Here is a 24,583-nt window from a genome sequence, read left to right as displayed (position 1 = left end):
ATAATACCTGTCCACTCAGGAGTCTTAGCCAGCCATGCCGACCGTTTACCTGCATTCGCCAGTCACCCGCAGCTCGTTTCGCAGTTGCATCTTTGCCCTGGTATGGGCCTTCGTCGCGCTGGGTGTCGAACCCGCCATGGCGCGTGAGGGGGTGGATGTGGGCGGCAACTCGGCTTTCAGCAAGCTGGTGCCTGCGGAAGAAATAGAGCAATCCGCCGCCCAGCAGTACGCGCAGATGTTGGCCAAGGCGGATCAGCAACGGGCGTTGGCGGGCAAAGAGCACCCTCAGCTACAGCGCCTTCGCGCAATTGCCCGGCGCATCATCCCTTACGCCAACGAATGGAATCCGCGTGCCAAGAACTGGCAGTGGGAGGTCAACCTCATCGGATCCAAACAGATCAATGCGTTTTGCATGCCGGGCGGCAAGATTGCCTTCTACACCGGCATTCTGGACACCCTCAAACTCACCGATGACGAGGTGGCGATGGTGATGGGTCATGAAATAGCCCATGCCTTGCGCGAACATGCCCGCGAGCGCATGGGCAAGACGGCGGCGACCGGCTTGGGCGCGAACTTGCTGAGTCAGGTATTGGGGCTGGGTCAGGTCGGGCAAACCGTGACCCAATACGGCGCCCAGCTATTGACCTTGAAGTTCAGCCGCGAAGACGAATCAGAGGCCGACCTCGTAGGGCTGGAGCTGGCGGCCCGGGCAGGTTACGATCCGCGCGCCGGCATCAGTCTGTGGCGCAAGATGTCCGCCGCCAACAAAAATGCCCCCCCGCAGTGGCTCTCCACCCACCCCGCGGGGGAGACCCGCATCGCCGATATGGAGGCCGCCATGCCCCAGGTGGTACCCCTGTACAACAAGGCGCAGAAACCGTCTACAAAGTGAAGTCGTAGCCCACGGTGATGGGCGCGTGGTCAGAGAACTTTTCGGTCTTGTAGATGGCAACCTCTCTGGCTGTCGCAGCCAGGGCAGGCGTAGCCAAGTGGTAATCCAGACGCCAGCCTACGTTCTTCGCATAGGCCTGTCCGCGGTTGCTCCACCATGTATAGCAGTCGTCGGTGGCCGTAGGTTCCAGCTGGCGATACACGTCGACCAAGCCGCCTTCGCTGAGGGCCTTGCTCATCCAGGCGCGCTCTTCCGGCAAAAAGCCAGAGTTCTTCTTGTTGCCTTTCCAGTTTTTCAGGTCGATTTCCTGGTGCGCAATATTCAGGTCACCGCACAGCACAAATTCACGTTCTGCCCTGAGCTGCTGGAGGTGAGGGTAGAACTCCGCGAGAAAGCGGAACTTGGCCGCTTGTCGATCTTCGCCTGAAGAGCCGCTGGGAAAGTACGCGCTGATGATGGAAAACTTGCGCGATGGGGTGTCGAAACGCAACTCAACATAACGGCCTTCGGCGTCAAATTCGGTGGAGCCGTAGCCGATGCGCACATCGCTCGGGGCATGTCGGGTGTAGACCGCGACGCCGGAGTAGCCCTTTTTCTCGGCAAAGTGAAAGTGTCCCTGGAGCTGACCGAAAGACTCGAAGCGCCCGGCGACATCAGGCGCCTGCGCTTTCACTTCCTGCACGCAAATACAATCAGGTCGCGCCTGCGTGAGCCAGGCTTCCAGACCTTTGCTGGTGGCGGAACGGATGCCGTTGAGATTGAGGCTGGTTAATTTAAACAAGGAATTCCCCATGTCGGATAAAGACCCGTTGGCCCAAGAGTTTGTGCAGTTTGCAATCGAGTGCGGGGTGCTGCGGTTCGGCGAATTCAAGACCAAGGCCGGCCGCATGAGCCCCTACTTTTTCAATGCCGGGCTGTTTGACGACGGGGCCAAACTCGGACGACTCGCCGGATTCTATGCGCAGCGTTTGCTGGCGAGTGGCATCGAATTCGATATGGTGTTCGGCCCGGCCTACAAAGGCATTCCCTTGGGCGCGGCCGTGGCGATCGAGCTGGCGCGTCTCGGTCGCAATGTGCCATTTGCCTACAACCGCAAAGAAGCCAAAGACCACGGCGAAGGCGGCACTCTGGTGGGCGCGCCACTCCAAGGCCGGGTGTTGATCATTGATGACGTGATGTCTGCTGGAACCGCAGCACGTGAGTCCATCGCCATCATTCAGGCCGCTGGTGCGACCCCCCATGCTGTCTGCATCGCCCTGGATCGCCAAGAAATGGCCACCGAGAACGGCCAGGATGTGCCTTACAGTGCGGTGCAGTACGTGCGCGAGCAGTTGGGCTTGAAGGTCTGTGCAATTGCGAAGCTGGGGGATTTGATGCAGTATCTGGATCAAAGCACGGGCTCTACCCAAGATGCCCAGCGCGTGTTGGCTTATCGCCAACGTTACGGGGTTGAAGAAAGATAATTCATGAACAAGGCAACGATCGCAGTCCACCTGGCCCTTGCGGCATGGGTGGCCGGTACCTCCACCAATGTCAGTGCGCAGGCCGTTGCGCCTGTGCAAGGCGGGGTATACACCTGCGTAGACGCCAAGGGCCGCAAATTGACATCAGACCGGCCCATCGTGGAATGTATTGATCGGGAGCAGAAGATTCTGAATCCCAGCGGTACGGTACGTGCCAAAGTCGGCCCCAGTCTTACCGCCAAAGAGTTGGCCGATATCGAGGCTAAAGAAAAACGCGAAGCCGAAGAGCGCAACCGCACTGCCGAAGAAAAACGGCGTGACAGGGCGCTGCTTACCCGGTACCCCAGCAAAGCGGTGCATGACCAGGAGCGCGCAGATGCGTTGTCTCAAATCACGGTGGTGATCAAGGCCGCGACCAACCGGCTCGAAGAGTTGGGCAAGCAACGCCGATCTATCGACGAGGAGATGGAGTTCTATAAAAAGGACCCCACCAAAGCCCCGGCATATGTGCGTCGTCAGCTCGAAGAAAACATCCAGAGCCAGGCGGTGCAGCGCCGTTTTATCGGCGAGCAGGAGGCTGAAGTCAAACGCGTCAACGAGCGCTTTGACGATGAACTGGGGCGGCTGAAACAGCTCTGGGCTGCTGCAGCCGCGGTGCCGAAATAACCGTCAGTTGGCGAGTTTGCTGCGCAGCAGGTCGTTGACTTGTTGCGGGTTCGCCTTGCCTTTGCTGGCCTTCATGATTTGACCCACCAGGCCGTTCAAGGCCTTTTCGTTCCCCGCCTTGAACTCGGCGACGTTCTTGGCGTTGGCAGCAATCACGTCGTTGACAATGGCCTCCAGCGCGCCAGTGTCGTTCATTTGCTTGAGACCCTTGGCGTCAATGATGGCATCTACCTCAGCACTGCCATCCCACAGGGCATCAAATACTTGCTTCGCTGCACTATTGGAAATCGTGCTGTCGGCAATTCGCCCAACCAGCTTAGCCAACGTTGCAGCGGCAACGGGCGATTGCTCAATAGACAAGTCTTGTCCATTCAGGCGACGTGCCAGCTCTCCGGTGATCCAGTTACTGACCAGTTTGGCCTGCCCGCTGGCTTTGGCCGCAACTTCAAAGTAAGTGGCCAATGCCAGGCTTTGCGTGAGCTGCGTCGAGTCGTATTCACTCAGGCCGTAGTCCGCCTGGAAGCGTGCAGCCATATTGCGGGGCAATTCGGCCATTTGCGCACGTACCGTCTCGATCCACTGCTCTGAAATACATAGCGGCGGCAGGTCGGGGTCGGGGAAGTAGCGGTAGTCGGCCGCATCTTCTTTGGTGCGCATGGCGCGGGTCTCGCCCGTGTCGGGGTTGAAGAGCACGGTGGCTTGTTGGATCTCGTGGCCGTCTTCAATCTGTTCGATCTGCCAGCGCACCTCGAAGTCGATGGCTTGCTGCATGAACTTGAAGCTGTTCAGGTTCTTGATCTCGCGGCGGGTGCCCAGGGGCTGGCCAGGTTTGCGCACCGACACGTTAGCGTCGCAACGGAACGAGCCCTCCTGCATGTTGCCATCGCAGATGCCGATCCACGTCACAATTTTGTGCAACTCTTTGGCGTACGCCACGGCCTCGGCGCTGGAGCGCATGTCGGGCTCTGTCACGATTTCCAGCAGGGGCGTACCCGCGCGGTTCAGGTCGATGCCGCTTTGTCCGATGAAGTCTTCGTGCAGCGACTTGCCGGCGTCTTCTTCCAGGTGCGCGCGCACCAAGCGTACGGTTTTCTTTTCGTCACCCAAGAAAAACTCCACGGCTCCGCCTTGCACCACCGGAATCTCAAACTGGCTGATCTGGTAGCCCTTGGGCAGGTCAGGGTAGAAGTAGTTCTTGCGTGCAAAGATGCTGCGCGGAGCGATATGTGAGTTGATGGCCAGGCCGAACTGGATGGCGCGCTCGACCGCGCCTTTGTTCATCACGGGCAAGGTGCCGGGCAGGGCCAAGTCCACGCTGCAAGCTTGGGTGTTGGGCTCCGCGCCGAAGGCCGTGCTGGCGCGCGAGAAAATCTTCGACTGGGTCGAAAGTTGGGCGTGGGTTTCAAAGCCGATGATGACCTCGTAGCCATGCACCAGCGGGCCGGTGGGGCGGCCTTGTTGTTGTGCTTCGAATGTGTTCACAGTCTCACTCATGTTCAGAATCCTGCGGGCTTGGCCAGGTGGTAATCGGTGGCTTGCTGGAAGCGGTGGGCTGCGTTGAGCAGGCGCGCTTCGTCGAGGTAATTGCCCAACAACTGCATGCCGATGGGTAGACCTTTGTCCGCTTCAGACTTGGCAAAGCCGACGGGGATGCTCATGCCCGGCAGCCCGGCCAGTGAGCCGGACAGCGTGAAGATGTCGGTCAGGTAGTTGGCGACCGGGTCATCTGATTTTTCGCCGATCTTCCACGCCACGGTAGGCGCTACAGGGCCGGCAATCACATCGCATTCCTTGAAGGCGTTCTGGAAATCGTCCGCAATCATGCGGCGGATCTTTTGCGCTTGCAGGTAATAGGCGTCGTAATAGCCATGGCTCAGCACATACGTGCCGATCATGATGCGGCGTTTGACCTCATCGCCAAAACCTTCAGCGCGGGTCTTTTTGTACATGTCGGCCAAGTCGCCGTAGTCCCTGGCGCGGTGGCCAAACTTCACGCCGTCAAAGCGGCTCAGGTTGCTCGAGGCTTCTGCGGGCGCAATGATGTAGTAGACGGGAATAGACAACTCAGTGCGTGGCAAGGCAATAGGCACCAGCTTGGCACCGAGTTGTTCGTACTGTTGGAGCGCGGCATCCACGGCACTGCGCACATCGTCGGACAAACCTTCCCCGAAAAACTCTTTCGGTACGCCTATGCGCAAGCCTTCGATGCTGTCGTTGAGTTTGCGAGTGAAGTTCTCAGCGGGCGCGTCCAGAGAAGTGGAGTCACGGTCCGGGTCCGGTCCGCACATGGCAGACAACAGCAAGGCGCAGTCTTCGGCACTGCGGGCCATGGGACCTGCCTGATCCAGGCTCGAGGCGAATGCCACCATGCCGTAGCGGGACGCACGGCCGTAGGTGGGTTTGATGCCGGTGATGCCGCAAAACGCAGCGGGTTGGCGGATGGAGCCGCCAGTGTCGGTGCCCGTTGCTGCGGGCGCCAAGCGGGCGGCCACAACAGCGGCGCTGCCACCGGACGATCCACCAGGGATACGTTTGGTGTCCCACGGGTTGCGCACTGGCTGAACGGTGTCGCTGCCCACTGCCGCAACCGCCGTGTTTTCGTTGCTAGAACCCATGGCGAACTCGTCGCAGTTCACTTTGCCCAGGGTCACCGCACCTGCTTCTGCCAGTTTGCTCACCACGGTGGCATCAAACGGTGAGCGGTAGCCCTTGAGCATGCGGGAGCCGGCGGTGGTGGCGAAGTCGCGGGTCACAAAGATGTCTTTGTGGGCCAATGGCAGGCCTTCCAGCGCACCAGCGGTTCCGGCAGCAATGCGCGCGTCGGCGGCCTTCGCCTGCGCCAGGGTGGTTTCTGCGTTGAGGTCCACGAACGCCGCAAGGTTGGCGTGTGCTTGGCTGCGGTCGAGAAAGTGCTGGGCCAACTCAGTGGCCGAAACTTGTTTGTCCGCAATCGCTTGCACCAGTTCCTGAACACTCAGGTCGTGCGGCGCGCGGGTGGAGAGAGGAGTCGTCATAACTTTACGTGGCTTTACTCAATGACCTTGGGGACCAGGAACAGGCCCCGCTCGACGGCAGGGGCACTGCGTTGATTGGCTTCACGGTTGTCTGGCTCGGAGACGGCGTCGTCCCGCAGGCGCAACGTGATGTCCTGGATGGCGGCTACCGGGTGTGCCAGGGGTTGAACACCCGTGGTGTCCACAGCCCGCATGGCCTCGACAATCCCAAAAAAACCATTCAATTGTGTGAGCATGCGCTCACTTTCATCGGGCTGCAATTCAAGGCGCGCCAAGTTGGCAATGCGGGCGATGTCGGAAGATGTCAGTGACATGGGTGTAGAAGAGTTGAAACCAAGGGTAATTCGTGTGAAACCACGGTTTCCCCTGAGAGTTATTCACAGGCGATGGGTTATTATCCTGCCTTTGGCCGAGAGACCGGAAAACCCCGGACTTTGACGTCAAGCTTACGATTTCAAATTGTTAAAACCGGTGATGCAGCGCCGAAGCGTGCTGTGTGCCTGAGAGGATATGTAATGTTTGGAGCTTTCCGTCAGTATTTTTCTACTGACCTGGCGATTGACCTCGGTACCGCCAACACCCTGATTTTTGTGCGTGACAAGGGTATTGTTCTTGACGAACCCTCCGTCGTCGCCATCCGCCACGAAGGCGGCCCCCAAGGCAAGAAAACCATCCAGGCCGTAGGCCGCGAAGCCAAGGCCATGTTGGGCAAAGTGCCCGGCAACATCGAGGCGATCCGCCCGATGAAAGACGGCGTGATTGCCGACTTCACGGTGACGGAGCAGATGCTCAAGCAGTTCATCAAGATGGTGCACCCCCGCGGCGTGTTCAAGCCCAGCCCCCGTATCATCATTTGCGTGCCTTGCGGCTCCACCCAAGTGGAACGTCGGGCTATCCGTGAATCCGCGCTCGGCGCAGGCGCCAGCGACGTGTACCTGATTGAAGAACCCATGGCAGCAGCCATCGGTGCCGGTTTGCCAGTGGCTGAAGCCAGTGGCTCCATGGTGGTAGACATCGGTGGTGGTACGACCGAAGTGGGCGTGATCTCCCTGGGCGGCATGGTCTACAAGGGCTCGGTCCGTGTCGGCGGCGACAAGTTTGACGAAGCCATCATCAACTACATCCGCCGCAACTACGGCATGCTGATCGGTGAGCCCACTGCGGAAGCCATCAAGAAGCAAATCGGCTCTGCGTTTCCCGGTTCTGAAGTCAAGGAAATGGAAGTCCGCGGTCGCAACCTGTCGGAAGGTGTGCCACGCAGCTTCACCATCTCCTCCAACGAAATCCTGGAAGCACTGACGGACCCGTTGAACAACATCGTGTCCGCTGTCAAGAACGCCCTGGAACAAACCCCGCCTGAATTGGGTGCCGACATTGCCGATCGCGGCATGATGCTGACCGGTGGTGGCGCCTTGTTGCGCGACCTGGACCGTTTGTTGGCCGAGGAAACCGGTTTGCCGGTGTTGGTCGCTGAAGACCCGCTGACCTGCGTGGTGCGTGGTTGCGGCATTGCACTGGAGCAGATGGAATGTTTGGGCTCCATTTTCACCAGCGAATAAACGCTTCGAGTCACTGAACGCCGGACGCAGCGATGCCACTCGGTACGCTGGACAGAGATCCTCCCCCTTCTTCCGTCAGGGCCCTTCGGCCCTGTCCAAGCTGGCCGTCTGTAGTGCCTTGGCACTGCTCTTGATGGTGGCCGACGCGCGTTTCAAAGTCATGCAGCCCTTGCGCGTTGCATTGGCCGCAGTGCTGTATCCGGTGCAGTGGTTGGCTTTGCAGCCCGTGGAATTGGCGGGTCGCATGGGCAATTATTTGTCCACCCTCGCCACCGCAGAGACCGCGCAGGAGGAAGCTCGCCGCAAACTCAGCATTCAGTCGCAGCGGGCCAACCAGGTCGAGCAGCTGGAATTGGAAAACCAACGACTGCGCAAATTGCTGGACCTGTCGCAACGCCTGTCCACCGATTTCCGCGCTGCACAGGTCATCTATGACGCTGCGGACCCTTACACCCGCAAGGTGATCATTGACAAGGGCTTGATGCACCGCGTCGTGGTCGGCTCTCCGGTGCTGGATGAGGCCGGTGTGATTGGACAGATCACCAATGTGTATCCCCTCGTGAGTGAAGTGACCCTGATCACGGACCGTGACCATGCTATTCCGGTGCTGAACGTCCGCACGGGCGCGCGGGGCGTCGCCTTTGGCGACACATCGACCCATGCCGATGCTTTGGAGCTGCGCTACATGGCGGCCAATGCAGACGTGGCCGTGGGCGACCTGTTGACCACCAGCGGTGTGGACGGTGTGTACCCCCCGGGCCTGCCGGTAGCCCGTGTGGAAAAAGTGGAGCGCAAGGTGGATGCCGTGTTCGCCCGCATTTACTGTGTCCCGCTAGGTCTGGTATCGGGGGCTGAACACGTGATCGTATTGGATCCTCTGGGAGACAAGGTGCCTGCGCGTCCCGTGCCAGAAGCGCCGGTGCCTGCCGCCAAATCAAGGGGGGCGCGACCATGATCATGCGTCCGGGTCAACAATTGTTGCTGCCGGCTAGGCCGCTGTTCATCTGGGGCAGTTTGCTGGCTGCGCTCTTGCTGAACATGTTGTTGAACATGGGTTTGTGGGGCCGTGCCGCGTGGACGCCGGACATGCTGGCCCTCGTTTTGGTTTTCTGGACGGTCCATCAACCCTTGCGCATTGGTATCGTCGCTGCGTTCTTTTTCGGTTTGCTGATGGATGTGCACCAGGGCGCATTGCTCGGTCAACACGCCATGTCCTACACGGTGCTCAGCTTTTTGGCGATCACGGTGCATCGCCGTTTGTTGTGGTTTACCGTGCCTTCTCAATCTGCGCAGGTATTGCCTTTGTTTGTGGCTGCGCACGCTTTGGAGTTGCTGTTGCGAATGTCCGGCGGAGGTGCTTTCCCCGGCTGGTCATTGCTGTTGGCGCCGGTGTTGGAGGCCGCTCTATGGCCTGTGGCCAGCGTGGTGCTCTTGGCGCCACAGCGCCGCGCTCCGGACCCCGATGAAAACCGCCCGTTGTAAGGCGCAGGCTGCATGACCGAGTTACGCAACGTCCAGGCGGATCTGGCGCGCTTCCGGACCCGGGTGTTCGTGGTCAGCGTGCTGGTGCTGGTGTGCTTCTTTCTGTTGTTTGCACGTTTGGTGTATCTGCAGATCTTCCGGCACGAAGACTTGCGCGCCCAAGCCGAAAGCAACCGTACCTCCATTGTGCCTATCGTGCCCAACCGGGGCCTGATCGTGGACCGCAACGGCGTGGTGTTGGCCACCAACTACTCCGCTTACACCCTTGAAATCACACCCTCCAAAAGCGGTGGTGTGGAAGAGACCCTGGACGAACTCTCCAAGGTGGTGGATATCACGCCCCGCGACCGCCGGCGGTTCAAAAAGCTGATGGAAGAGTCCAAGAGCTTTGAATCCCTGCCGATTCGCACCCGTTTGACAGACACCGAGGTTGCGCGCTTTGCAGCCCAACGCTTTCGCTTTCCCGGCGTGGAGATCAAGGCCCGGCTGTTCCGAAACTACCCATACGGGGATCTTGCGAGTCACGTGATCGGTTACATCGGTCGTATCAACCGCGCGGAAAAAGAAAAGATCGATGACAGCGAGGACCAGGCCAACTACCGTGGTACCGAATACATCGGCAAACTGGGGGTGGAGCAAAGTTTTGAGTCGGTGCTGCACGGTATTACCGGTGTGGAACGCATTGAAACTTCCGCGGGCGGGAGGGCTGTGCGAAAGCTCGCCAGTAACCCGTCCACCCCCGGCAACGTGGTGGTGCTGTCCATCGACATCAAGCTGCAAAAGCTGATCGAGGACATGTTCGGTTCCCGCCGTGGCGCTCTGGTGGCCATGGACCCGAAGACCGGCGAGGTGTTGGCATTTGTGAGCAAGCCCACGTTTGACTCCAACCTGTTCGTGGAGGGTATCGACCAGGAAAACTGGCAGATGCTCAATGAGTCCATTGACAAGCCGCTGCTCAATCGGGCCTTGCGCGGTACGTATCCGCCCGGCTCAACGTACAAGCCCTTCATGGCGATGGCCGCCCTGGAGACTGGCACCCGCACACCACAGACACTGATCAACGATCCGGGCTTTTACATGTTCGGTGGCAACCGCTTCGGCAGCCCGGAAAACGAACGCGGCGGCATCATGGACATGCGCCGCGCCATTGTGGAGTCGAGCAACGTGTATTTCTACTCGCTGGCCAATGAGCTGGGCGTAGACACCATGCACGATTTCATGGCGCCACTGGGTTTCGGCCAGATCACCGGCATTGACATCAATGGCGAAGTGCGCGGTGTGCTCCCCAGCCAAGAGTGGAAGCGCAAGTACTACAAACGCCCGGAGCAGCAAAAATGGTACGCCGGTGAAACCATTTCCCTGGGTATTGGTCAAGGCTACAACAGCTTCACGATGTTGCAGATCGCGCAGGCCGTGTCAACGCTGGCGAACAATGGTGTCAAACACAAACCTCAATTGGTTATCGCCACCCAGGACGCCACCACGCGGGTGCGCACGCCGGTAGCGCCTGAGCCGCCGATTGATCTGGCCTACAAGCCGGAGAACCTCAAGGTCGTCAAAGATGCCATGGTCGGAGTGACCCAGGGCGGCACCGGAACCCGCGTGTTCGCCGGTGCAGGTTATGTGAGTGGAGGCAAGACCGGAACGGCACAGGCGGTGAGCCTGGGCAAAAACCAGAAGTACAACGCCTCCACCATGGAGGAGCACCAGCGAGACCATTCGCTGTACATCGCATTCGCGCCCGCCGATGACCCCAAGATTGCTCTGGCAGTGATTGTGGAGAATGCGGGTTTTGGTGCTGCATCGGCGGCGCCCATTGCGCGGCGCACGTTTGACTATTGGTTGCTCGGCCAGTACCCCAGCGAGGAAGACATGGCCGCAGTCAGCCAAGGCAAAGCCACTGCGCCCATCGGCAAGCCACGTGTGGCTGCCGAACTGCCTTGGCCACCTCCGCGCTAGAGGCCTCGCAGAAAAGCGTCATACGCTGTCTTGAGAATCAGCGCCGACACCACGGCGATGAATACCGAACGTACAAAGCCCGTGCCGTGCTTGAGGGCCAGGTGGGTTCCGGCGAAGCTACCCAAGATGTTGGCGACTGCCATGACAAGCACATAGTGCCACCAGACGTGCCCGGTGAAGGTAAACAGGACCAGGGCGGCGGAATTGGAGGCTGTGTTGAGCAGCTTGGCGCCGGCCGAGGCATGCAAAAAGTCGTAACCCAGCACCCGGACCAACAGAAACACAAAAAAGCTGCCGGTGCCAGGGCCGAAAAACCCGTCGTAAAAGCCGATGCTGCCCCCGATGGCGCATGCCATCAGCACTTCCTTGCGGCCACTGAACTGTGGCAGGTGGTGCCGGCCGAGCTCTTTTTTCGCCAAGGTGTAACCCAGTACCAGTACCAGAATGAAGGGCAGCGCTTTGCGCAGGTACTGGGGGGAAATCTGGGTCACCAGCCATGCGCCCGACAGTGCAGCTGCAAAGCACACCAGCGTGGCGGGTAACAAAGCGTGCCAAGGCAGACGCACCTGACGGTTGTAGCGCACAGCGGCGAATGCGGTTCCTGCCACTGCGGCACCTTTGTTGGTGCCGAACAGGGTCGCCGGATGGGCAGTAGGAAAAAGGGCGAACAAGGCTGGCGTCAGGATCAAACCGCCCCCGCCCACAATCGAATCAATGAATCCGGCCAGTCCGGAGGCGAGCGAGGCAATGAGCAATTCCATGCAAGGATTGTCGCATCTACCTACTGGAGCTCTCTGCTATGAAATCAGGAGCTGGTCGCGCATATCTGGCGAGCGCCAGCAAAGGATTTGGCTCTGGAAATAAAAAAGCACCGGGGGCGCCGGTGCTTTTGTGAAGCTGCATCGTTATGTGCAGAGTTATTGGTGGTGTTCTTAGCCGTCTCCTCGGCGTCGTTTCAAGTCCGGCCTTGTGGGCCTCGCAGTTGCTGTTCGATTCAGCGTTGGCACGAACTGTATCCGCCCTTGTTGGAGTCCGGCATCAGGAGAAACCCTTCATTGGCGCAGCTCGGCATCTTCGGCAATCCATTGCGCGGCCTTCTCCGCAATCATCAAGGTGGGGGAGTTGGTGTTGCCGCTGGTAATGAGCGGCATGACGCCCGCATCGACCACCCGCAGGCCGGCCACGCCCCGCACTTTGAGGCGGCTGTCCACCACCGCCATGGGGTCGTGGTCCGGACCTTCGACCCGTCCCATCTTGGTAGTGCCCACCGGGTGGAAGATCGTGGTGGCAATGTCGCCTGCCAGCTGGGCCAGCTCAGCATCCGACTGGAACTGCACACCCGGCTTGTATTCTTCCGGTTGGTACTTCCGCAAGGCGGGTTGCGCGACGATGCGGCGTGTGATGCGCAGGGAGTCTGCGGCCACCTTGCGGTCTTCGTCGGTGCTCAGGTAGTTGGGGGCAATTTTCGGGGCACTCCGAAAGTCCTTGGACTGGATGCTGACGGCGCCACGGCTGGTCGGGTTCAGGTTGCACACGCTCGTGGTGAACGCGTTGAAGCGGTGCAGGGGCTCGCCGAATGCTTCCAGGCTCAAGGGTTGCACGTGGTACTGGATGTTGGGGTACGCCTGGTCCGGGCTGCTGCGGGTAAAGGCGCCGAGCTGGCTGGGCGCCATGCTCATGGGGCCACTGCGCTTGAGCGCATATTCCAACCCGATTTTGGCTTTGCCCCACAGGCTGTTGGCCTGGGTGTTCAGGGTCGTGGTGTTTTTGACCTTGAAGACGGCGCGAATTTGCAGGTGGTCTTGCAAATTCGCGCCCACACCGGGCGTGTCCTGCACGACTGGAACGCCATGCTCTTGCAGAAGAGCCCCCGGGCCGATGCCGGAGAGTTGCAGGATCTGTGGGGAACCTACCGCGCCCGCACAGAGCAAGACCTCGCGGCGAGCCGTGGCAGTAATCATCTCTGTGCCGTCCCACACTTGGACACCGGTGCAGCGCAAAGGCGCGTCAAGCGGGCTGTTTCCGCCGTTCGACTCCACCACCAATTTGGCCACTTGGGCGCTGGTCCACAACTCGAAGTTAGGTCGGGCGTAGCACATGGGGCGCAAAAATGCTTTGGCAGTGTTCCAGCGCCAACCGTCGCGCTGGTTCACCTCGAAGTAACCCACGCCTTCGTTGCTGCCGCGGTTGAAGTCGTCGGTGGCCGGTACCCCGGCCTCTGTGGCGGCTTGGGCGAATGCATCCAGCACGTCCCAGCGCAGGCGTTGTTTTTCCACCCGCCATTCGCCACCCGCCTGGTGGTGGCGAAGCACCTTGCCGTAATCGGTGCTGTTGTGCTGGATCAGCGGGGAGGCTGTTCCCTTGGCGCCGTGCAGTGCGTTGGCGCCCTTGTAGTGGTCTTCATGGAGCTTGAAATAGGGCAAGCTGTTTTCCCAAGTCCAGCTGGCATCGCCGGTGAGCTGGGCCCAACGGTCGTAGTCGCGGGCCTGGCCGCGCATGTAAATCATGCCGTTGATGCTGCTGCAGCCGCCCAGCGTTTTTCCGCGCGGGTAGCGCAGGCTGCGCCCGTTCAGGCCGGCTTCGGCAGCAGTCTGGAACAGCCAGTCAGTGCGCGGGTTGCCGATGCAGTACAGGTAGCCCACCGGGATGTGAATCCAGTGGTAATCATCTTTGCGCCCTGCCTCGATCAGGAGCACGCGCTTGGATGCATTGGCGCTCAGCCGGTTCGCCAGCAGGCAACCTGCCGTACCCGCGCCGATGATGATGTAGTCGAAAGTGGTGTCGTTGTTCATAGCATCAGGAAGCAGGCCGCAGCCACTGCGGTGGGGAGCAAGGCGCCAAGCAGCAAGCCGCCCGCGCCAATCGATTGGTCTTCAAAGCCCTGACGCAGCAAGGCCGCGCCGGCCGGGTTGGGCGCATTTGCGATGACGGTGAGTCCACCACCCGCCACCGCGCCGGCCACCAGCATGTACTGCGCAGCAGGCGTGATGCCCTGAATCAGCGAACCCAGGTAGGTGAGCGCGGCGTTGTCGGTGACCGCAGTCAAAACCAGAGCACCGAAGAAAAGTTCAGTGGGTGCGAGGCTGGACACGATGGGCTGCAGCCACCACTGCTGCATGCCGCCGAGAACGACGAGACCGGCGAGAAAGAAGCCGACCAGCAGGCCCTCTTTGAGGATCAGCGGACTCTGGAACCGGGTATAGGCCTGGGTGTAGCCAAGGAAGAACAGGAACAGGCCCAGGAACAGCACAGGGTGGTGGGCCAGCACGACGACACCTGCCAAAAACGCCAGGTGCACCAGACTTACGATCCAGGGCACCGACTCCGTTGCAGAAGCCGTGTCCGCTGTCCCGCCGGAGGGCAGGTGTTTGCGCAGAACCCATGTCACTGCGCTGGCGTTGATGATGACTGCCAGCGCAGCTTTCCATCCGAATTGGCTGGCCATGAAGGCCGTGTCCCAGTTCCAGGTGGCAGCGACCATCAAGACGGGTGGTGCGGCATAAGAAGTGAGTGTGCCGCCGATAGAGACATTCACAAACAACACGCCCAAAGCGGCGTACTTGAGGCGCTCCGGCATGTCCGGCCGGAAGATCTGGGGTGCCAGCATCAGGGCTGCCAGGGTCATGGCTGCGGGCTCCGTAATCAGCGAGCCCAGCAGCGGCACCACTGCCAAGCCCAGCCATGCCAGTACCAGCGGCGCAGGCAAAGGTACTAGGTGGCTGATGCCGGCCAACAGGGAGCGCACCGCTTCCAACACCGGCCGGGATGCGGCCACCACCATGACCACGCATACAAACAGCGGCTCGGTGTACTGTCGCGACTCGGCGTAATCAATGGCTTCTTTGCTTCCCGCTATCAAGGCCATGGCTGCCACCAGCACGAACGCCCAGAAGCCGAACACCACTTCGACTTCCCCCAGCAAATGCCAAAGACCTGCATGGGCGGGATGGCGGTGCGCGAGCGATTCAAAAAATTTGGCACAGAAGGTGTGCACCAGCGCTATGCCAAAGAGCACGGCACCGACGATATTCAACAGGGAAGGGGCGTCAGTCATGGTGATCATTGACCCGTCCAAACGGGTTTGCGCTTTTCCTGAAAGGCTTTCTGGCCCTCCTGAGCGTCTTCGGTCAGCGTGAAAAGCGCAATCTGGCTTTCCGTAAAGGCCATGGACTCTTCGAACGCCATGGTCTCTACGGACTTCATGGTGTAAAGCCCGCGGCGGATGGCGGCCGGCGACTTGTCCAGCAAGCGTTCCAGCAGCCATTGCAGCTTCTGGTCCACATCATCCGCCACATGGTTGACCAGCCCATATCTCAGGGCTTGTGCGCTGGTGATGGGCTCACCGGTAATGCACATCTCGGTCAATACCCGGCGTGGAATCAAGTGCTGCAGCACCGTCAGCACCTGCGCGGGAAATACCCCGACCTTCACCTCCGGTAACCCGAAGGTCGCATGCGTGGACGCCACCGCCATGTCACACATGGACAGCAGGCCCATGCCACCGGCCAGGCAAAAGCCGTTGACCCGTGCAATCAGGGGAATGTGGCTGGCCCGCGCAGCACGCAGCAGCTGCGCCAAGTGGGCGTGGGGTTCAGAGAAGTTCCCTGTGAACACTTTGGAGGCTTGCAAATCCGCCCCCGAGCAAAAGGCCTTGGGTCCTGCGCCGGTAATGACGATGGCTCGAATATCCCGCTGCTGCTGGGCTGCGCGTATGGCCTGTGCCATTCCGGCAATGACGCCATGGCTCATGGCGTTGCGGCGCTCTTCGCGCTGGATGGTGAGCCACAACACGCCTGTGCGTTGCTCAATGGCCAGCTCGTCGGAAATGGGGTCTTGTTCTTGCATGTTCTGTCGGTCTCCTGCCGGTATTTTGCGTGGTTTCCTGACTGCCATGGTGAGCAGGTACCATGCGCACCTTAGTCACTCTCTATTGCAGCCTCGTGGAGGATACCCAGCCCGGACTTCAGCTCGCCCAAGACCCCGAGGGTCCCCGGGTGATCCTGCGTGGCCGCTGGACGGCCGATGCGCTCTCTGCGAAGCACGTCTGGCAGCCCCTGGAGAAGGCACTCCACGGCGTACCGGGTCATGGGGGGAGCGCAGTAGCATGGGACCTGCGTGAGGCCCAGCGGATCGACCACACTGGTGCCCAGGTGCTGTGGAATGCATGGGGCCGCCAATGGCCGGCCAAGCTCCAGGCCGAGCCGCTGCAAAAGGCGCTGTTGGACCGGGTCGCCAAATTCACGGTACCGACCCCACCCGTTGAGCGTCTCGACTGGCATGCCCTGTTGGTTTCGCTCGGGCGCAAGCTGGCCCGCGTGGAGAGTCACCTCGGTGGCATGGTGCGCCTGATCGGGCAGTTGATGCTGGATGTGCTGCAGCTGCTGCGACACCCCCTTCAAGGGCCATGGCGCGATGTGTCGGGGCACTTGTACCGCATAGGTGCTACCGCTTTGCCTATCACCGCCCTGGTGGGCTTTTTGATCGGTGTGGTGCTGGCCTATCTGATGTCCAAGCAGCTGCGCCAATACGGGGCCGACAGCTTCATCGTCAATATTCTGGGCATGTCGCTGATCCGCGAGTTGGGTCCGGTGCTGGCTGCCATTCTGGTGGCGGGGCGATCGGGTTCCGCCATTACTGCGCAGATCGGCGTCATGCGGGTGACGGAAGAGCTGGACGCCATGCGCGTCATGGGCATACCCAAGGGTTTCCGCCTCGTCATGCCCCGTACGTTGGCAATGGCCATTGCCATGCCTCTAGTGGCGGTCTGGACCACGATGGCGGCCCTGTTGGGTGGCATGCTGGCTTCTGACTTGTCCATGGGACTCACCCCGGCTTATTTCTTTACTGCCTTGCCCAAGACGGTGGAAATTTCCAACCTCTGGCTGTCCCTGGTCAAGTCCTGTGTGTTCGGGGTGTTGATTTCCCTGCTGGCCTGTCACCACGGTTTGCGTGTCAAGCCCGACACCCAAAGCCTGGGCGAGGGCACCACGGCTTCGGTGGTGAGTTCCATCACCATGGTGATTCTGGTGGACGCGCTGTTTGCGGTGATTTTCAAATCGGTGGGCCTATGAGCGACGCATTGGAGCCCATGGTCCGGATTGAAAAGCTCTGGTCGGTGTTCAAGACGGCGGGTGTGTCTACGGTCATTCATCAGGACCTGGATCTCATGGTAGCCCCCGGTGAAATGTTGTCCATCGTGGGTGGCTCAGGCGGTGGCAAAACAGTGTTGCTGCGCCAGATGCTGGGCCTTGAGACGCCCGCGCGGGGCACGGTCACCGTGCAAGGCCGTCCGGCTGCTGAGCTGGGCCGGGCCGGTGCATCCAGCCGGGTGGGCATGTTGTTCCAGCATGGGGCTTTGTTCTCTGCCTTCACCGTATTGGAAAACATTGCTTTCCCTCTGCGTGAGCTGGGCACTTTGCCGCCTGCGCTGGTGCGCGATGTGGCCATGGTCAAGCTACAGATGGTGGGGCTGGATGCCAAACACGCCCACAAAATGCCGGCGGACTTGTCAGGCGGCATGATCAAGCGGGTGGCTTTGGCCCGCGCCTTGGCCATGGACCCGCCCTTGATTTTGTTGGACGAACCCACTGCAGGTCTGGACCCTGACAGTGCGGATGGCTTTTGCGCGCTGCTGAAAAGCCTACATCAAGAGTTGGGTTTGACCGTGGTCATGGTGACACACGACCTCGATACCATCTTTGAGTTGAGCACCCGTATCGCGGTAGTGGCCGACAAGCATGTGGTGGTGGATGCCTCACCCGATGTGGTGGTAGCGTTTGACCACCCCTTTGTGCAGGACTTTTTCCGCGGCGGTCGGGGTCACCGTGCGCAAGTGCTCTTGCATTCCGCTGCCAATGCAGGTTAGATAGAACGACGTATGGAAAACAAATCCCACGCTTTTGCTGCCGGCGCCTTCGTTTTGGTGCTGTTGGCCTTGATGACAGCACTGGCCGTCTGGCTGACCCGCGACACCACCGAGCAACGCGTGTTCGAAATCTCCAGTCCCGAAGGGGTGACTGGCCTTCAGCCTCAGGCAGCTGTGCGCTACAAAGGCGTGCTGGTGGGCCGGGTGATCGAGATCGCGCTGGACCCGGTGCAACGCGGCAATGTGCTGCTGCGCATTGCCGTCAATGAGACGGCACCCATCACCCAAAGCACCTTTGCGGCATTGGGCTTTCAGGGCGTGACCGGCCTGGCGTTTATCCAGTTGGATGACAAGGAAGAGGGCAGCGCGGCCTTGGTGGCGCAAGGCGATGCGGTGCCCCGCATCCCCATGCGGCCCAGCATGGTGTCCCGCCTGTCAGAGCAAGGTGGAAACCTGCTCACCCAACTGGAGCAAGCCAGCATCCGCATGAACAGCTTGTTGGCCACCGACAACCAGAAGCAGCTCATGGGGGCCATCGGCAACCTGAGCCAGGCGGCCGCCAATATCAGTGCTTTGACGCAGCGTGCCGGTGCTGTTTTGGGTGCCGAGGGTGCCCCGGACGCGGTGAACCTGCCCCGTATGGTGCAGCAGGCCGACGTCACCTTGAAAAGCATGCAATCCACAGCTGAGCGTTTAAGCACCAGCGCAGAAGCGGTGCGCAACTCTGCCGACGAGTTCCGGCGGACCAACCGCCGTCTGAATGAGCCGGGCGGCACCTTGGACAAAATTGCACAAAGCACCGAGGCGCTGGCCACCACCAGCCGGCAAGTGCAGAGCCAGTTGCTGCCACGCTTGAACCGCACAGTAGAAGACACGGGCCGCACCGTGCGCCAGGTGGGCCGCGCAGCAGAAACGCTGGGCGACAATCCGCAAAGCGTGCTGTGGGGTCGCAGCAGCACGGCGCCGGGCCCCGGTGAACGGGGCTTTGTGGCACCACCTGCTGCGGCGACTGCCCCATGAGCTGCACCGTCCCTCACGCCCCCGCGCATATGGAATCACGAATGTTGAGATTTGCTATGAAATCAGGAGCTGCTCGCGCATATTCCACGGGCGCCAAGGCCTTGTTGGGCTTGATGGCGGCGGGTGTGCTTGCGGGGTGTGCCGCACCGCGCGCCGGTACGGCGCTCGTCTATGACTTCGGTCCCGGTGCGCAAGCGTTGGCGCCCGCCAACCGCATGGCACCGCTACCGCCCCTGGTGCTGGCAGAGGTGCAAGCGCCGCAAGCACTGGACAACACCTCGGTGCTATACCGGCTGAATTACAGCGATGCCCACGTGCTGCAGCCGTATGCCCAGGCCCGCTGGAGCATGCCGCCGGCCCAATTGCTGCGCCAGCAACTGCGTGCCGCCTTGAGCGGGCAGCGCGCCGTGTTGAATGCCCATGAAGGTGTCCAGTCGCCGGCGGGCGCCTTGGTTCTGCGCTTGGAGCTCGAAGAGTTCAGCCAGATTTTTGACTCCCCCCAAGCCAGCAGCGGCTTGCTGCGCTTGCGCGCCACGCTCTCCCAGTCGGCCCCCGGAGGCGAGGCGCTGGTCGCCCAGCGTGTGGTGCTGGTGAAGAGCCCCGCCGCAAGCCCGGATGCCGCGGGTGGCGTGCGTGCCTTGGCCGCAGCAGCGGCCCAGGCCGTAGAGCAGCTGGACCAGTGGGTGCAGCAAACCCAGGCCGCTTTGCCGGCCAAACTCTGAGCACCGGGCCGCTGTATGCCCGAGTTGCTGACCCTGCAGTCCCTGCCGCTGTTTCCCCTGAACACGGTGCTGTTTCCGGGCGGGAGCCTGCAGCTGCAGATTTTTGAAGTCCGCTACCTTGACCTGATCGGTCGCTGCCACAAAACCGGTGCGCCTTTCGGTGTGGTCTCATTGCTTCAGGGTGACGAAGTGCGCCGGGCAGAGCCGGCTGGCGAGGGGTTTGCCCAAGAGGACTTTGTCGACATAGGCACCCTGGCCACCGTGACCGAGTTTGCGGCCCCGCAGGCCGGGCTCATGCTGGTGCGTTGCACGGCCGGAGAGCGCTTTCGCATCACCCGCCGCGAACGGCTCAAACACGGTTTGTGGGTGGCCGATGTGCAAGGCTTGCAACCGGACAGAGTGATGCCGGTCCCCGACGACTTGAAAGTGGTGGCGCAGGCCCTGGAGTCTTTGCTGGACAACCTGCAGCAGCGCACGGATGCCGCCCAACTACCGGTGCAGCCGCCCTACCGGTTTGACGACTGCGCCTGGGTGGCCAACCGCTGGTGTGAGCTGCTGCAGCTCCCGCCACCACTGCGCCAGGGGCTGATGCAACTGGACAATCCGCTGTTGCGTCTGGAGCTGGTGGGCGATTTCCTGAGCCGCAACGGCATCGCCGGCGCCTGAGTGTGGGCCGGACGGGTTTAGTGCCCGCTCAGCACCGGGAACAGTTTGGTCAGGCCGTCACTCATCACTTCCACCGCGAGGGCTGCGAGGATCAGGCCCATCAAGCGGGTCATCACATTGATGCCGGTCTTGCCCAGCACGCGCGCAATCGGCTGCGCCAGTGAAAAGCACAAGGCGGTGGCCAGCGCCACCATCACGCCATAGCCCACCAGGGTGCTGAGCTGGAAAAAGGTTTTGGCCTTGTCGGCATAAATCACCACGGTGGACATGGTGGCCGGGCCGGTCAGCAATGGAATGGTCAGGGGCACCACGGCAATGCTGGCGCCCATGGCGGCTTTCTCCGCGCCGTCCTGCAATTCATGGGTGCTGGTCTTGGCTTCGGCGGGTTGGGCGTTCAGCATGTTGAGCGCACTGGTCAGCAGCAGCATGCCGCCGCCCACCTGGAAGCTGGCCAGCGAGATGCCGAAGAATTCCAGAATCTGCAGACCCAGCAGGGCGCTGACCGCAATCACCACAAAAGCACTGAAGGACGATACCCAGATGGTGTTGCGCCGCTGCGCGCCGGAAAAGCCCTGGGTGTAGTGGATGAAAAACGGCACGATGGCCAAAGGGTTCACGATGGCCAGCAAGGTCACCAGAGGTTTGAGATCCATAGCAGGGTCCGGTTGAGGCTGCCGGTGCGGCAGAGCGCGCATGGTAATGCACCTTGGCAGTGCGCGCCTCCGTAAAAACCGCTACAAAGCAGCTTGAAACTCTCACTGGAGCAAACACCATGACACAGCGGGTTGGGACATGGCTGGCAGTTGCAGGCTGGTGGGCCGCGTCAGCTGCTTACGCGGCAGACTATGCTGGGCCCATTTTTGATGCGCACTTGCACTACAACGTGGAGGCCCAGCAGGCGCACCCTGTGGACGACGTGCTGGGCCGCATGCAACGCAGTGGCGTGCGTGCCGTGCTGGCCAACTCCCGCCCGAATGACGGCACCCGCACGCTGGCAGATGCCGGCGCCCAGACTCGCGCTGCTGGCGTCACGGTGGTGCCCCTGGTGCGCCTGTACCGCGACCGGGCGGATTACGACAACTGGTTCCGCGACCCGAGCATTGCCACCATGGTGGATACCGAACTCCGCCGTGGCACCGCAGCCGGGCCCTACCGGGGACTGGGTGAATTCCATCTGTACAACAGCGCCCATGCTGCCGGCCCGGTGGCGGTGCAGCTCATGGCCCGCGCCGAGCGCGAGGGGCTGGTGGTGCTTGCGCATGTGGACGATGTCGCCATTGACGGCTTGCTGCGTGCCACGCCATCGGCCGGTGCCCGCAGCCGGCTTGTTTGGGCCCACACCGGCATAGGTGGAGTGCCGGTAGAGCGGGTGCGTGCGCTATTGCGCCAATACCCGGGCTTGATGGGCGAGCTGTCTTACCGGCCGGGGCTGACCTGCTCTGCCGGGGGAGCTCCGGTGCTGTGCCCCGAGTGGCGATCTCTGTTGCTGGACTTTCCGGGCCGCTTTGTGATCGGTTCAGACACCTGGGTCAACCAGCGCTGGCAGTACTACGAGGCTTTGATGCAGGAGTACCGCAGCTGGTTGGGGGACTTGCCCCCGGTGGTGGCGCGCCAAGTGGCATGGGGCAATGCGGCGGGCTTGTTCGGCCTGCCGGCAGAGCCCGCCCCGCGCCCTTGAGGCGACGCAGGCTTTAGCGCCCGCCTGCCACGTCGATCAGCGCGCCGGTGGTGTAGCTGGCCTGCGCGCTCATCAGCCAGAGGATGCTGGCTGCCACCTCTTCGGCACGGCCGGGGCGCTGCATGGGCACCTGCGGCGCCAAGCGCTGGGCGCGGTCCGGCTGCCCGCCGGAGGCGTGGATGTCGGTGTCGATAATGCCCGGGCGCACCGCATTCACCCGCACCCCTTCACCCGCCACTTCCCGGGCCAGGCCCACGGTGAAGCTGTCAATCGCCCCCTTGCTGGCGGCGTAGTCCACATACTGCCCGGGCGAGCCCAGCGTGGCCGCAACGCTGGAGAGATTGACGATGCTGCCACCTTCTCCGCCGTAGCGGGTGCTCATGCGGCGCACCGCTTCGCGGGCGCACAGCATGCTGCCCAGCACGTTCGTGTCCAACATGCGGCGCAGGCGCGGTAGTGTCATGTCGGCTACCCGGCAGGCCTGGTCCACCACGCCCGCACTGTTCACCAGCGCGCTGATGCGGCCAAGCTTGGCGTCCACTTTGGCAAACATGGCCAGTACTTGGGCTTCATCAGCCACATCCGCTTGCACGGTCATGGCATTGCCACCTTGCTGGCGGATGTGCCTGACCACCTCATCGGCAGCGAGGGAGTTGCTCGCGTAATTCACGGCGACGGCGTAGCCGGCCTCTGCGGCAGCCAGGGCGGTGGCGGCGCCAATGCCACGGGAACCGCCGGTGATGAGAACAATGGGTTGCATGCGTCCATGGTACCGGTGTGGCCCGGTTTTGGCTTACGCTCGCAAATTGCGGCCGCACGGATGCGGCATTCCCCTTTGAATTCGGAGAGCTTTATGACAACTTGGTTGACTCAGGCAGTGGCAGGCGCGCGCAGCGCCTTTTCCCACAGCGTTCGCACTGCTTCAGTCGCAACAGCGGCTGCATGGATGGCGCTTGCGTGTGCCGGCGCGGCCCATGCCCAAACCGGGCCGGTGCGTATCCTGGTGGGTTTTCCGGCAGGCGGCGGTACTGACGCGATTGCCCGCACCCTGGCCGACAAACTCAAAGACCAGCTGGGCGTGGCCGTGGTGGTGGAGAACAAAGCCGGAGCCGGCGGTCAGATTGCAGCCCAAGCCCTCAAGGCCGCAGCACCGGACGGCAACACCCTTTTTCTGAGCCACGACCACACCATCTCCATCCTGCCGCAGGTCGTCAAAAATCCCGGATTCGAGCCTGCCAAGGACTTTGTGCCTGTGGCTGGTTTCGCCACTTTTGTGAATGCGCTCGCTGTCTCCGGGGGTACGCCTGCCAAGACCACCGCCGAGTACTTGGCCTGGGTGCGCACCCAAGGCGGCAAAGGCACGCTGGGCGTGCCGGCACCGGCCTCGACACCGGAATTCCTGGTGAAGGTACTGGGCGAGAAATACAAGCTGGATCTGGTGGCCGCCCCTTACCGTGGCAGCGCCCCCATGATGGCCGACATGCTGGGCAACCAGATTGCAGCGGGTGTGGGCTCGGTGCCGGACTTCATCGAGAACCACAAGGCCGGCAAGATCCGCATCGTGGCCGTGCTGGGCGGTAGCCGCCAAGCCATCCTGCCAGATGTACCGACCTTCAGTGAGCTGGGCCTGGCCGGTCTGGAAGACATGCCGTACTACGGCCTGTTTGCGCCGGCCGGCACGCCAAAGGCCACGCTGGACAAGTTGTCGGATGCCTTGGCCAAAGTCATTGCACAGCCGGATGTCAAACAGCACCTCACCTCCATGGGCCTGACCGTGGGCTTTATGAATCAGCAGCAGCTCGCCAAGCGCGAGCAGGCGTATACCGACGTTTGGGCCAAGATGATCAAGGCCAGCGGTTTTCAGGCCCAGTAAATTGATGTCTCGTATGCAGGACACCCCCATGGGCAGCACCATCACTCTCACCGCCGCCGACGGCACTTCCATTCCCGCTTACCTTGCCACTCCGGTGGGGGCGCCCAAGGGCGGGCTCGTGGTGTTGCAGGAAATCTTCGGGGTGAATGCCCATATCCGCGCGGTGGCGGATGGCTATGCGGCGGACGGATATCTGGTGGTGGCGCCCGCCACTTTTCAGCGCGTGCAGGCAGGTGTGGAGCTGGGCTACACCAAAGACGACATTGCCGCCGGCGCCGCCTTGAAAGCGCAGGTGGAGGCTTTGCCGGCACCCGGCGTGATGCAGGACGTGCAGGCCGCGGTGGACTACGCAGCCCGTGCCGGCAAAGTGGCGGTGATGGGTTACTGCTGGGGCGGTTGGCTCAGCTGGCGGGCTGCTGAGCAGGTACGGGGCTTGGCCGCTGCGGTGCCTTACTACGGTGGCGGCATGACCACGCCGGTCGAAGCCGCACGGGTGCCGGCCTGCCCCGTGTTGGCGCATTTTGGCGAGCAGGACCACGCCATTCCGATTGACACGGTGCATGCGTTTGCCAAGGCCCAGCCCGGCGTGGGGGTGCAGATTTATCCGGCCCTGCACGGTTTCAACTGCGATCACCGAGCCGCCTACAACGCAGAGGCTGCGGCCTTGGCCCGCCAGTGGACGCTGGCATTTTTGAAACAGCACGTAGGCTGAGCGGAAAAGGGC

At 61.5% G+C, this 24,583-nt stretch carries 24 protein-coding genes and 1 pseudogene; 15 read left to right on the top strand and 10 right to left on the bottom strand.

The window, feature by feature from the left end:
• Positions 1–34 precede the first annotated feature (34 nt).
• On the top strand, positions 35–892 hold the full coding sequence (locus tag RAN89_RS01765) for a M48 family metallopeptidase (protein ID WP_313867960.1): 858 nt from the start codon (positions 35–37) through the stop codon (positions 890–892).
• Here the strand turns inward: RAN89_RS01765 and RAN89_RS01760 are convergent.
• Positions 882–1,673, bottom strand: coding sequence for an exodeoxyribonuclease III (locus RAN89_RS01760; RefSeq protein ID WP_313867959.1), 792 nt, complete (start codon positions 1,671–1,673; stop codon positions 882–884). The genes RAN89_RS01765 and RAN89_RS01760 overlap by 11 nt on opposite strands.
• A 10-nt stretch (positions 1,674–1,683) precedes the next feature.
• Between RAN89_RS01760 and pyrE the strand changes: the two genes are divergently transcribed.
• Both pyrE and RAN89_RS01750 read left to right on the top strand, forming a co-directional pair.
• On the top strand, positions 1,684–2,355 hold the full coding sequence (gene pyrE, locus RAN89_RS01755) for an orotate phosphoribosyltransferase (protein ID WP_313867958.1): 672 nt from the start codon (positions 1,684–1,686) through the stop codon (positions 2,353–2,355).
• Between the two features lie 3 nt (positions 2,356–2,358).
• The gene (locus RAN89_RS01750) at positions 2,359–3,021 is read left to right on the top strand and encodes a DUF4124 domain-containing protein (protein ID WP_313867957.1); all 663 of its coding nucleotides are present in this window, start codon (positions 2,359–2,361) and stop codon (positions 3,019–3,021) included.
• A 3-nt stretch (positions 3,022–3,024) separates the two neighbouring features.
• On the opposite strand, the gene gatB is transcribed toward RAN89_RS01750, so the two are convergent.
• From gatB to gatC, 3 genes are read right to left on the bottom strand one after another with little or no spacing between them, the layout of a single operon-like run.
• On the bottom strand, positions 3,025–4,515 hold the full coding sequence (gatB, locus tag RAN89_RS01745; protein WP_313867956.1) for an Asp-tRNA(Asn)/Glu-tRNA(Gln) amidotransferase subunit GatB: 1,491 nt from the start codon (positions 4,513–4,515) through the stop codon (positions 3,025–3,027).
• A 2-nt stretch (positions 4,516–4,517) separates the two neighbouring features.
• Complete coding sequence (gene gatA, locus RAN89_RS01740; RefSeq protein WP_313867955.1) at positions 4,518–6,035, bottom strand: Asp-tRNA(Asn)/Glu-tRNA(Gln) amidotransferase subunit GatA; 1,518 nt, start codon at positions 6,033–6,035, stop codon at positions 4,518–4,520.
• 14 nt (positions 6,036–6,049) lie between these two features.
• A complete protein-coding gene (gene gatC, locus RAN89_RS01735) occupies positions 6,050–6,349 on the bottom strand; it encodes an Asp-tRNA(Asn)/Glu-tRNA(Gln) amidotransferase subunit GatC (protein WP_313867954.1) in 300 nt (99 codons plus the stop codon).
• 201 nt (positions 6,350–6,550) lie between these two features.
• Between gatC and RAN89_RS01730 the strand changes: the two genes are divergently transcribed.
• The 4 genes and pseudogenes from RAN89_RS01730 (at position 6,551) to mrdA (ending at position 11,035) form a co-directional block, all read left to right on the top strand.
• Positions 6,551–7,594 carry a rod shape-determining protein gene (locus RAN89_RS01730; RefSeq protein WP_313867953.1) on the top strand — a complete coding sequence of 348 codons (1,044 nt, stop codon included), beginning with the start codon at positions 6,551–6,553 and terminating at the stop codon, positions 7,592–7,594.
• A 32-nt stretch (positions 7,595–7,626) separates the two neighbouring features.
• Positions 7,627–8,549 (top strand): annotated as a pseudogene (gene mreC / locus RAN89_RS01725) (rod shape-determining protein MreC).
• On the top strand, positions 8,546–9,076 hold the full coding sequence (gene mreD / locus RAN89_RS01720) for a rod shape-determining protein MreD (protein ID WP_313867952.1): 531 nt from the start codon (positions 8,546–8,548) through the stop codon (positions 9,074–9,076). Before mreC ends, mreD begins: the two are co-directional and overlap by 4 nt.
• A 12-nt stretch (positions 9,077–9,088) precedes the next feature.
• Positions 9,089–11,035 (top strand): penicillin-binding protein 2, encoded by a 1,947-nt coding sequence (mrdA, locus tag RAN89_RS01715; RefSeq protein WP_313867951.1) that lies wholly within the window; start codon positions 9,089–9,091, stop codon positions 11,033–11,035.
• On the opposite strand, the gene RAN89_RS01710 is transcribed toward mrdA, so the two are convergent.
• The 4 genes from RAN89_RS01710 to RAN89_RS01695 all read right to left on the bottom strand — a co-directional run bounded on the left by RAN89_RS01710 (position 11,032) and on the right by RAN89_RS01695 (position 15,880).
• The gene (locus tag RAN89_RS01710; RefSeq protein ID WP_313867950.1) at positions 11,032–11,796 is read right to left on the bottom strand and encodes a sulfite exporter TauE/SafE family protein; all 765 of its coding nucleotides are present in this window, start codon (positions 11,794–11,796) and stop codon (positions 11,032–11,034) included. The two genes, mrdA and RAN89_RS01710, sit on opposite strands and share 4 nt — an antisense overlap.
• A gap of 291 nt (positions 11,797–12,087) precedes the next feature.
• Positions 12,088–13,827, bottom strand: a complete 1,740-nt coding sequence (locus RAN89_RS01705; RefSeq protein ID WP_313867949.1) for a GMC family oxidoreductase — start codon at positions 13,825–13,827, stop codon at positions 12,088–12,090.
• The gene (locus tag RAN89_RS01700; protein WP_313867948.1) at positions 13,824–15,089 is read right to left on the bottom strand and encodes a putative Na+/H+ antiporter; all 1,266 of its coding nucleotides are present in this window, start codon (positions 15,087–15,089) and stop codon (positions 13,824–13,826) included. Before RAN89_RS01700 ends, RAN89_RS01705 begins: the two co-directional genes overlap by 4 nt.
• A gap of 5 nt (positions 15,090–15,094) precedes the next feature.
• On the bottom strand, positions 15,095–15,880 hold the full coding sequence (locus RAN89_RS01695) for an enoyl-CoA hydratase/isomerase family protein (RefSeq protein ID WP_313867947.1): 786 nt from the start codon (positions 15,878–15,880) through the stop codon (positions 15,095–15,097).
• Positions 15,881–15,942: 62 nt separating this feature from the next.
• Here RAN89_RS01695 and RAN89_RS01690 point away from each other — a divergent pair, with 62 nt between their 5' ends.
• The 5 genes from RAN89_RS01690 to RAN89_RS01670 are packed head-to-tail and all read left to right on the top strand — an operon-like array spanning position 15,943 to position 20,308.
• Complete coding sequence (locus RAN89_RS01690) at positions 15,943–17,106, top strand: MlaE family ABC transporter permease (protein WP_313867946.1); 1,164 nt, start codon at positions 15,943–15,945, stop codon at positions 17,104–17,106.
• Positions 17,103–17,900, top strand: coding sequence for an ABC transporter ATP-binding protein (locus RAN89_RS01685; protein WP_313867945.1), 798 nt, complete (start codon positions 17,103–17,105; stop codon positions 17,898–17,900). Before RAN89_RS01690 ends, RAN89_RS01685 begins: the two co-directional genes overlap by 4 nt.
• A gap of 12 nt (positions 17,901–17,912) precedes the next feature.
• A complete protein-coding gene (locus tag RAN89_RS01680) occupies positions 17,913–18,920 on the top strand; it encodes an MlaD family protein (RefSeq protein WP_313867944.1) in 1,008 nt (335 codons plus the stop codon).
• Positions 18,921–18,976: 56 nt separating this feature from the next.
• Positions 18,977–19,642 (top strand): ABC-type transport auxiliary lipoprotein family protein, encoded by a 666-nt coding sequence (locus RAN89_RS01675; RefSeq protein ID WP_313867943.1) that lies wholly within the window; start codon positions 18,977–18,979, stop codon positions 19,640–19,642.
• A gap of 15 nt (positions 19,643–19,657) precedes the next feature.
• Positions 19,658–20,308: an LON peptidase substrate-binding domain-containing protein gene (locus RAN89_RS01670; RefSeq protein WP_313867942.1), complete on the top strand. Its 651-nt coding sequence runs from the start codon at positions 19,658–19,660 to the stop codon at positions 20,306–20,308.
• 17 nt (positions 20,309–20,325) lie between these two features.
• Here the strand turns inward: RAN89_RS01670 and RAN89_RS01665 are convergent, their stop codons facing one another.
• Complete coding sequence (locus RAN89_RS01665; RefSeq protein ID WP_313867941.1) at positions 20,326–20,961, bottom strand: MarC family protein; 636 nt, start codon at positions 20,959–20,961, stop codon at positions 20,326–20,328.
• Positions 20,962–21,080: 119 nt separating this feature from the next.
• Between RAN89_RS01665 and RAN89_RS01660 the strand changes: the two genes are divergently transcribed.
• Positions 21,081–21,986: an amidohydrolase family protein gene (locus RAN89_RS01660; protein ID WP_313867940.1), complete on the top strand. Its 906-nt coding sequence runs from the start codon at positions 21,081–21,083 to the stop codon at positions 21,984–21,986.
• 13 nt (positions 21,987–21,999) lie between these two features.
• Here the strand turns inward: RAN89_RS01660 and RAN89_RS01655 are convergent, their stop codons facing one another.
• Positions 22,000–22,746 (bottom strand): SDR family oxidoreductase, encoded by a 747-nt coding sequence (locus tag RAN89_RS01655; RefSeq protein ID WP_313867939.1) that lies wholly within the window; start codon positions 22,744–22,746, stop codon positions 22,000–22,002.
• Between the two features lie 93 nt (positions 22,747–22,839).
• On the opposite strand from RAN89_RS01655, the gene RAN89_RS01650 reads away from it, so the two are divergent.
• Both RAN89_RS01650 and RAN89_RS01645 read left to right on the top strand, forming a co-directional pair.
• Positions 22,840–23,859 (top strand): Bug family tripartite tricarboxylate transporter substrate binding protein, encoded by a 1,020-nt coding sequence (locus RAN89_RS01650; RefSeq protein WP_428984471.1) that lies wholly within the window; start codon positions 22,840–22,842, stop codon positions 23,857–23,859.
• Between the two features lie 28 nt (positions 23,860–23,887).
• Entirely contained in the window at positions 23,888–24,571 is a 684-nt protein-coding gene (locus RAN89_RS01645) for a dienelactone hydrolase family protein (protein ID WP_313869325.1), read from the top strand.
• The last annotated feature ends 12 nt before the right edge of the window (positions 24,572–24,583 follow it).

Source organism: Rhodoferax mekongensis, from assembly GCF_032191775.1.
Classification (GTDB): Bacteria; Pseudomonadota; Gammaproteobacteria; order Burkholderiales; family Burkholderiaceae_C; genus Allorhodoferax; species Allorhodoferax mekongensis.
Note: the sequence above shows the minus strand (reverse complement) of the source record. Positions and strands in the feature narration are given on the sequence as shown.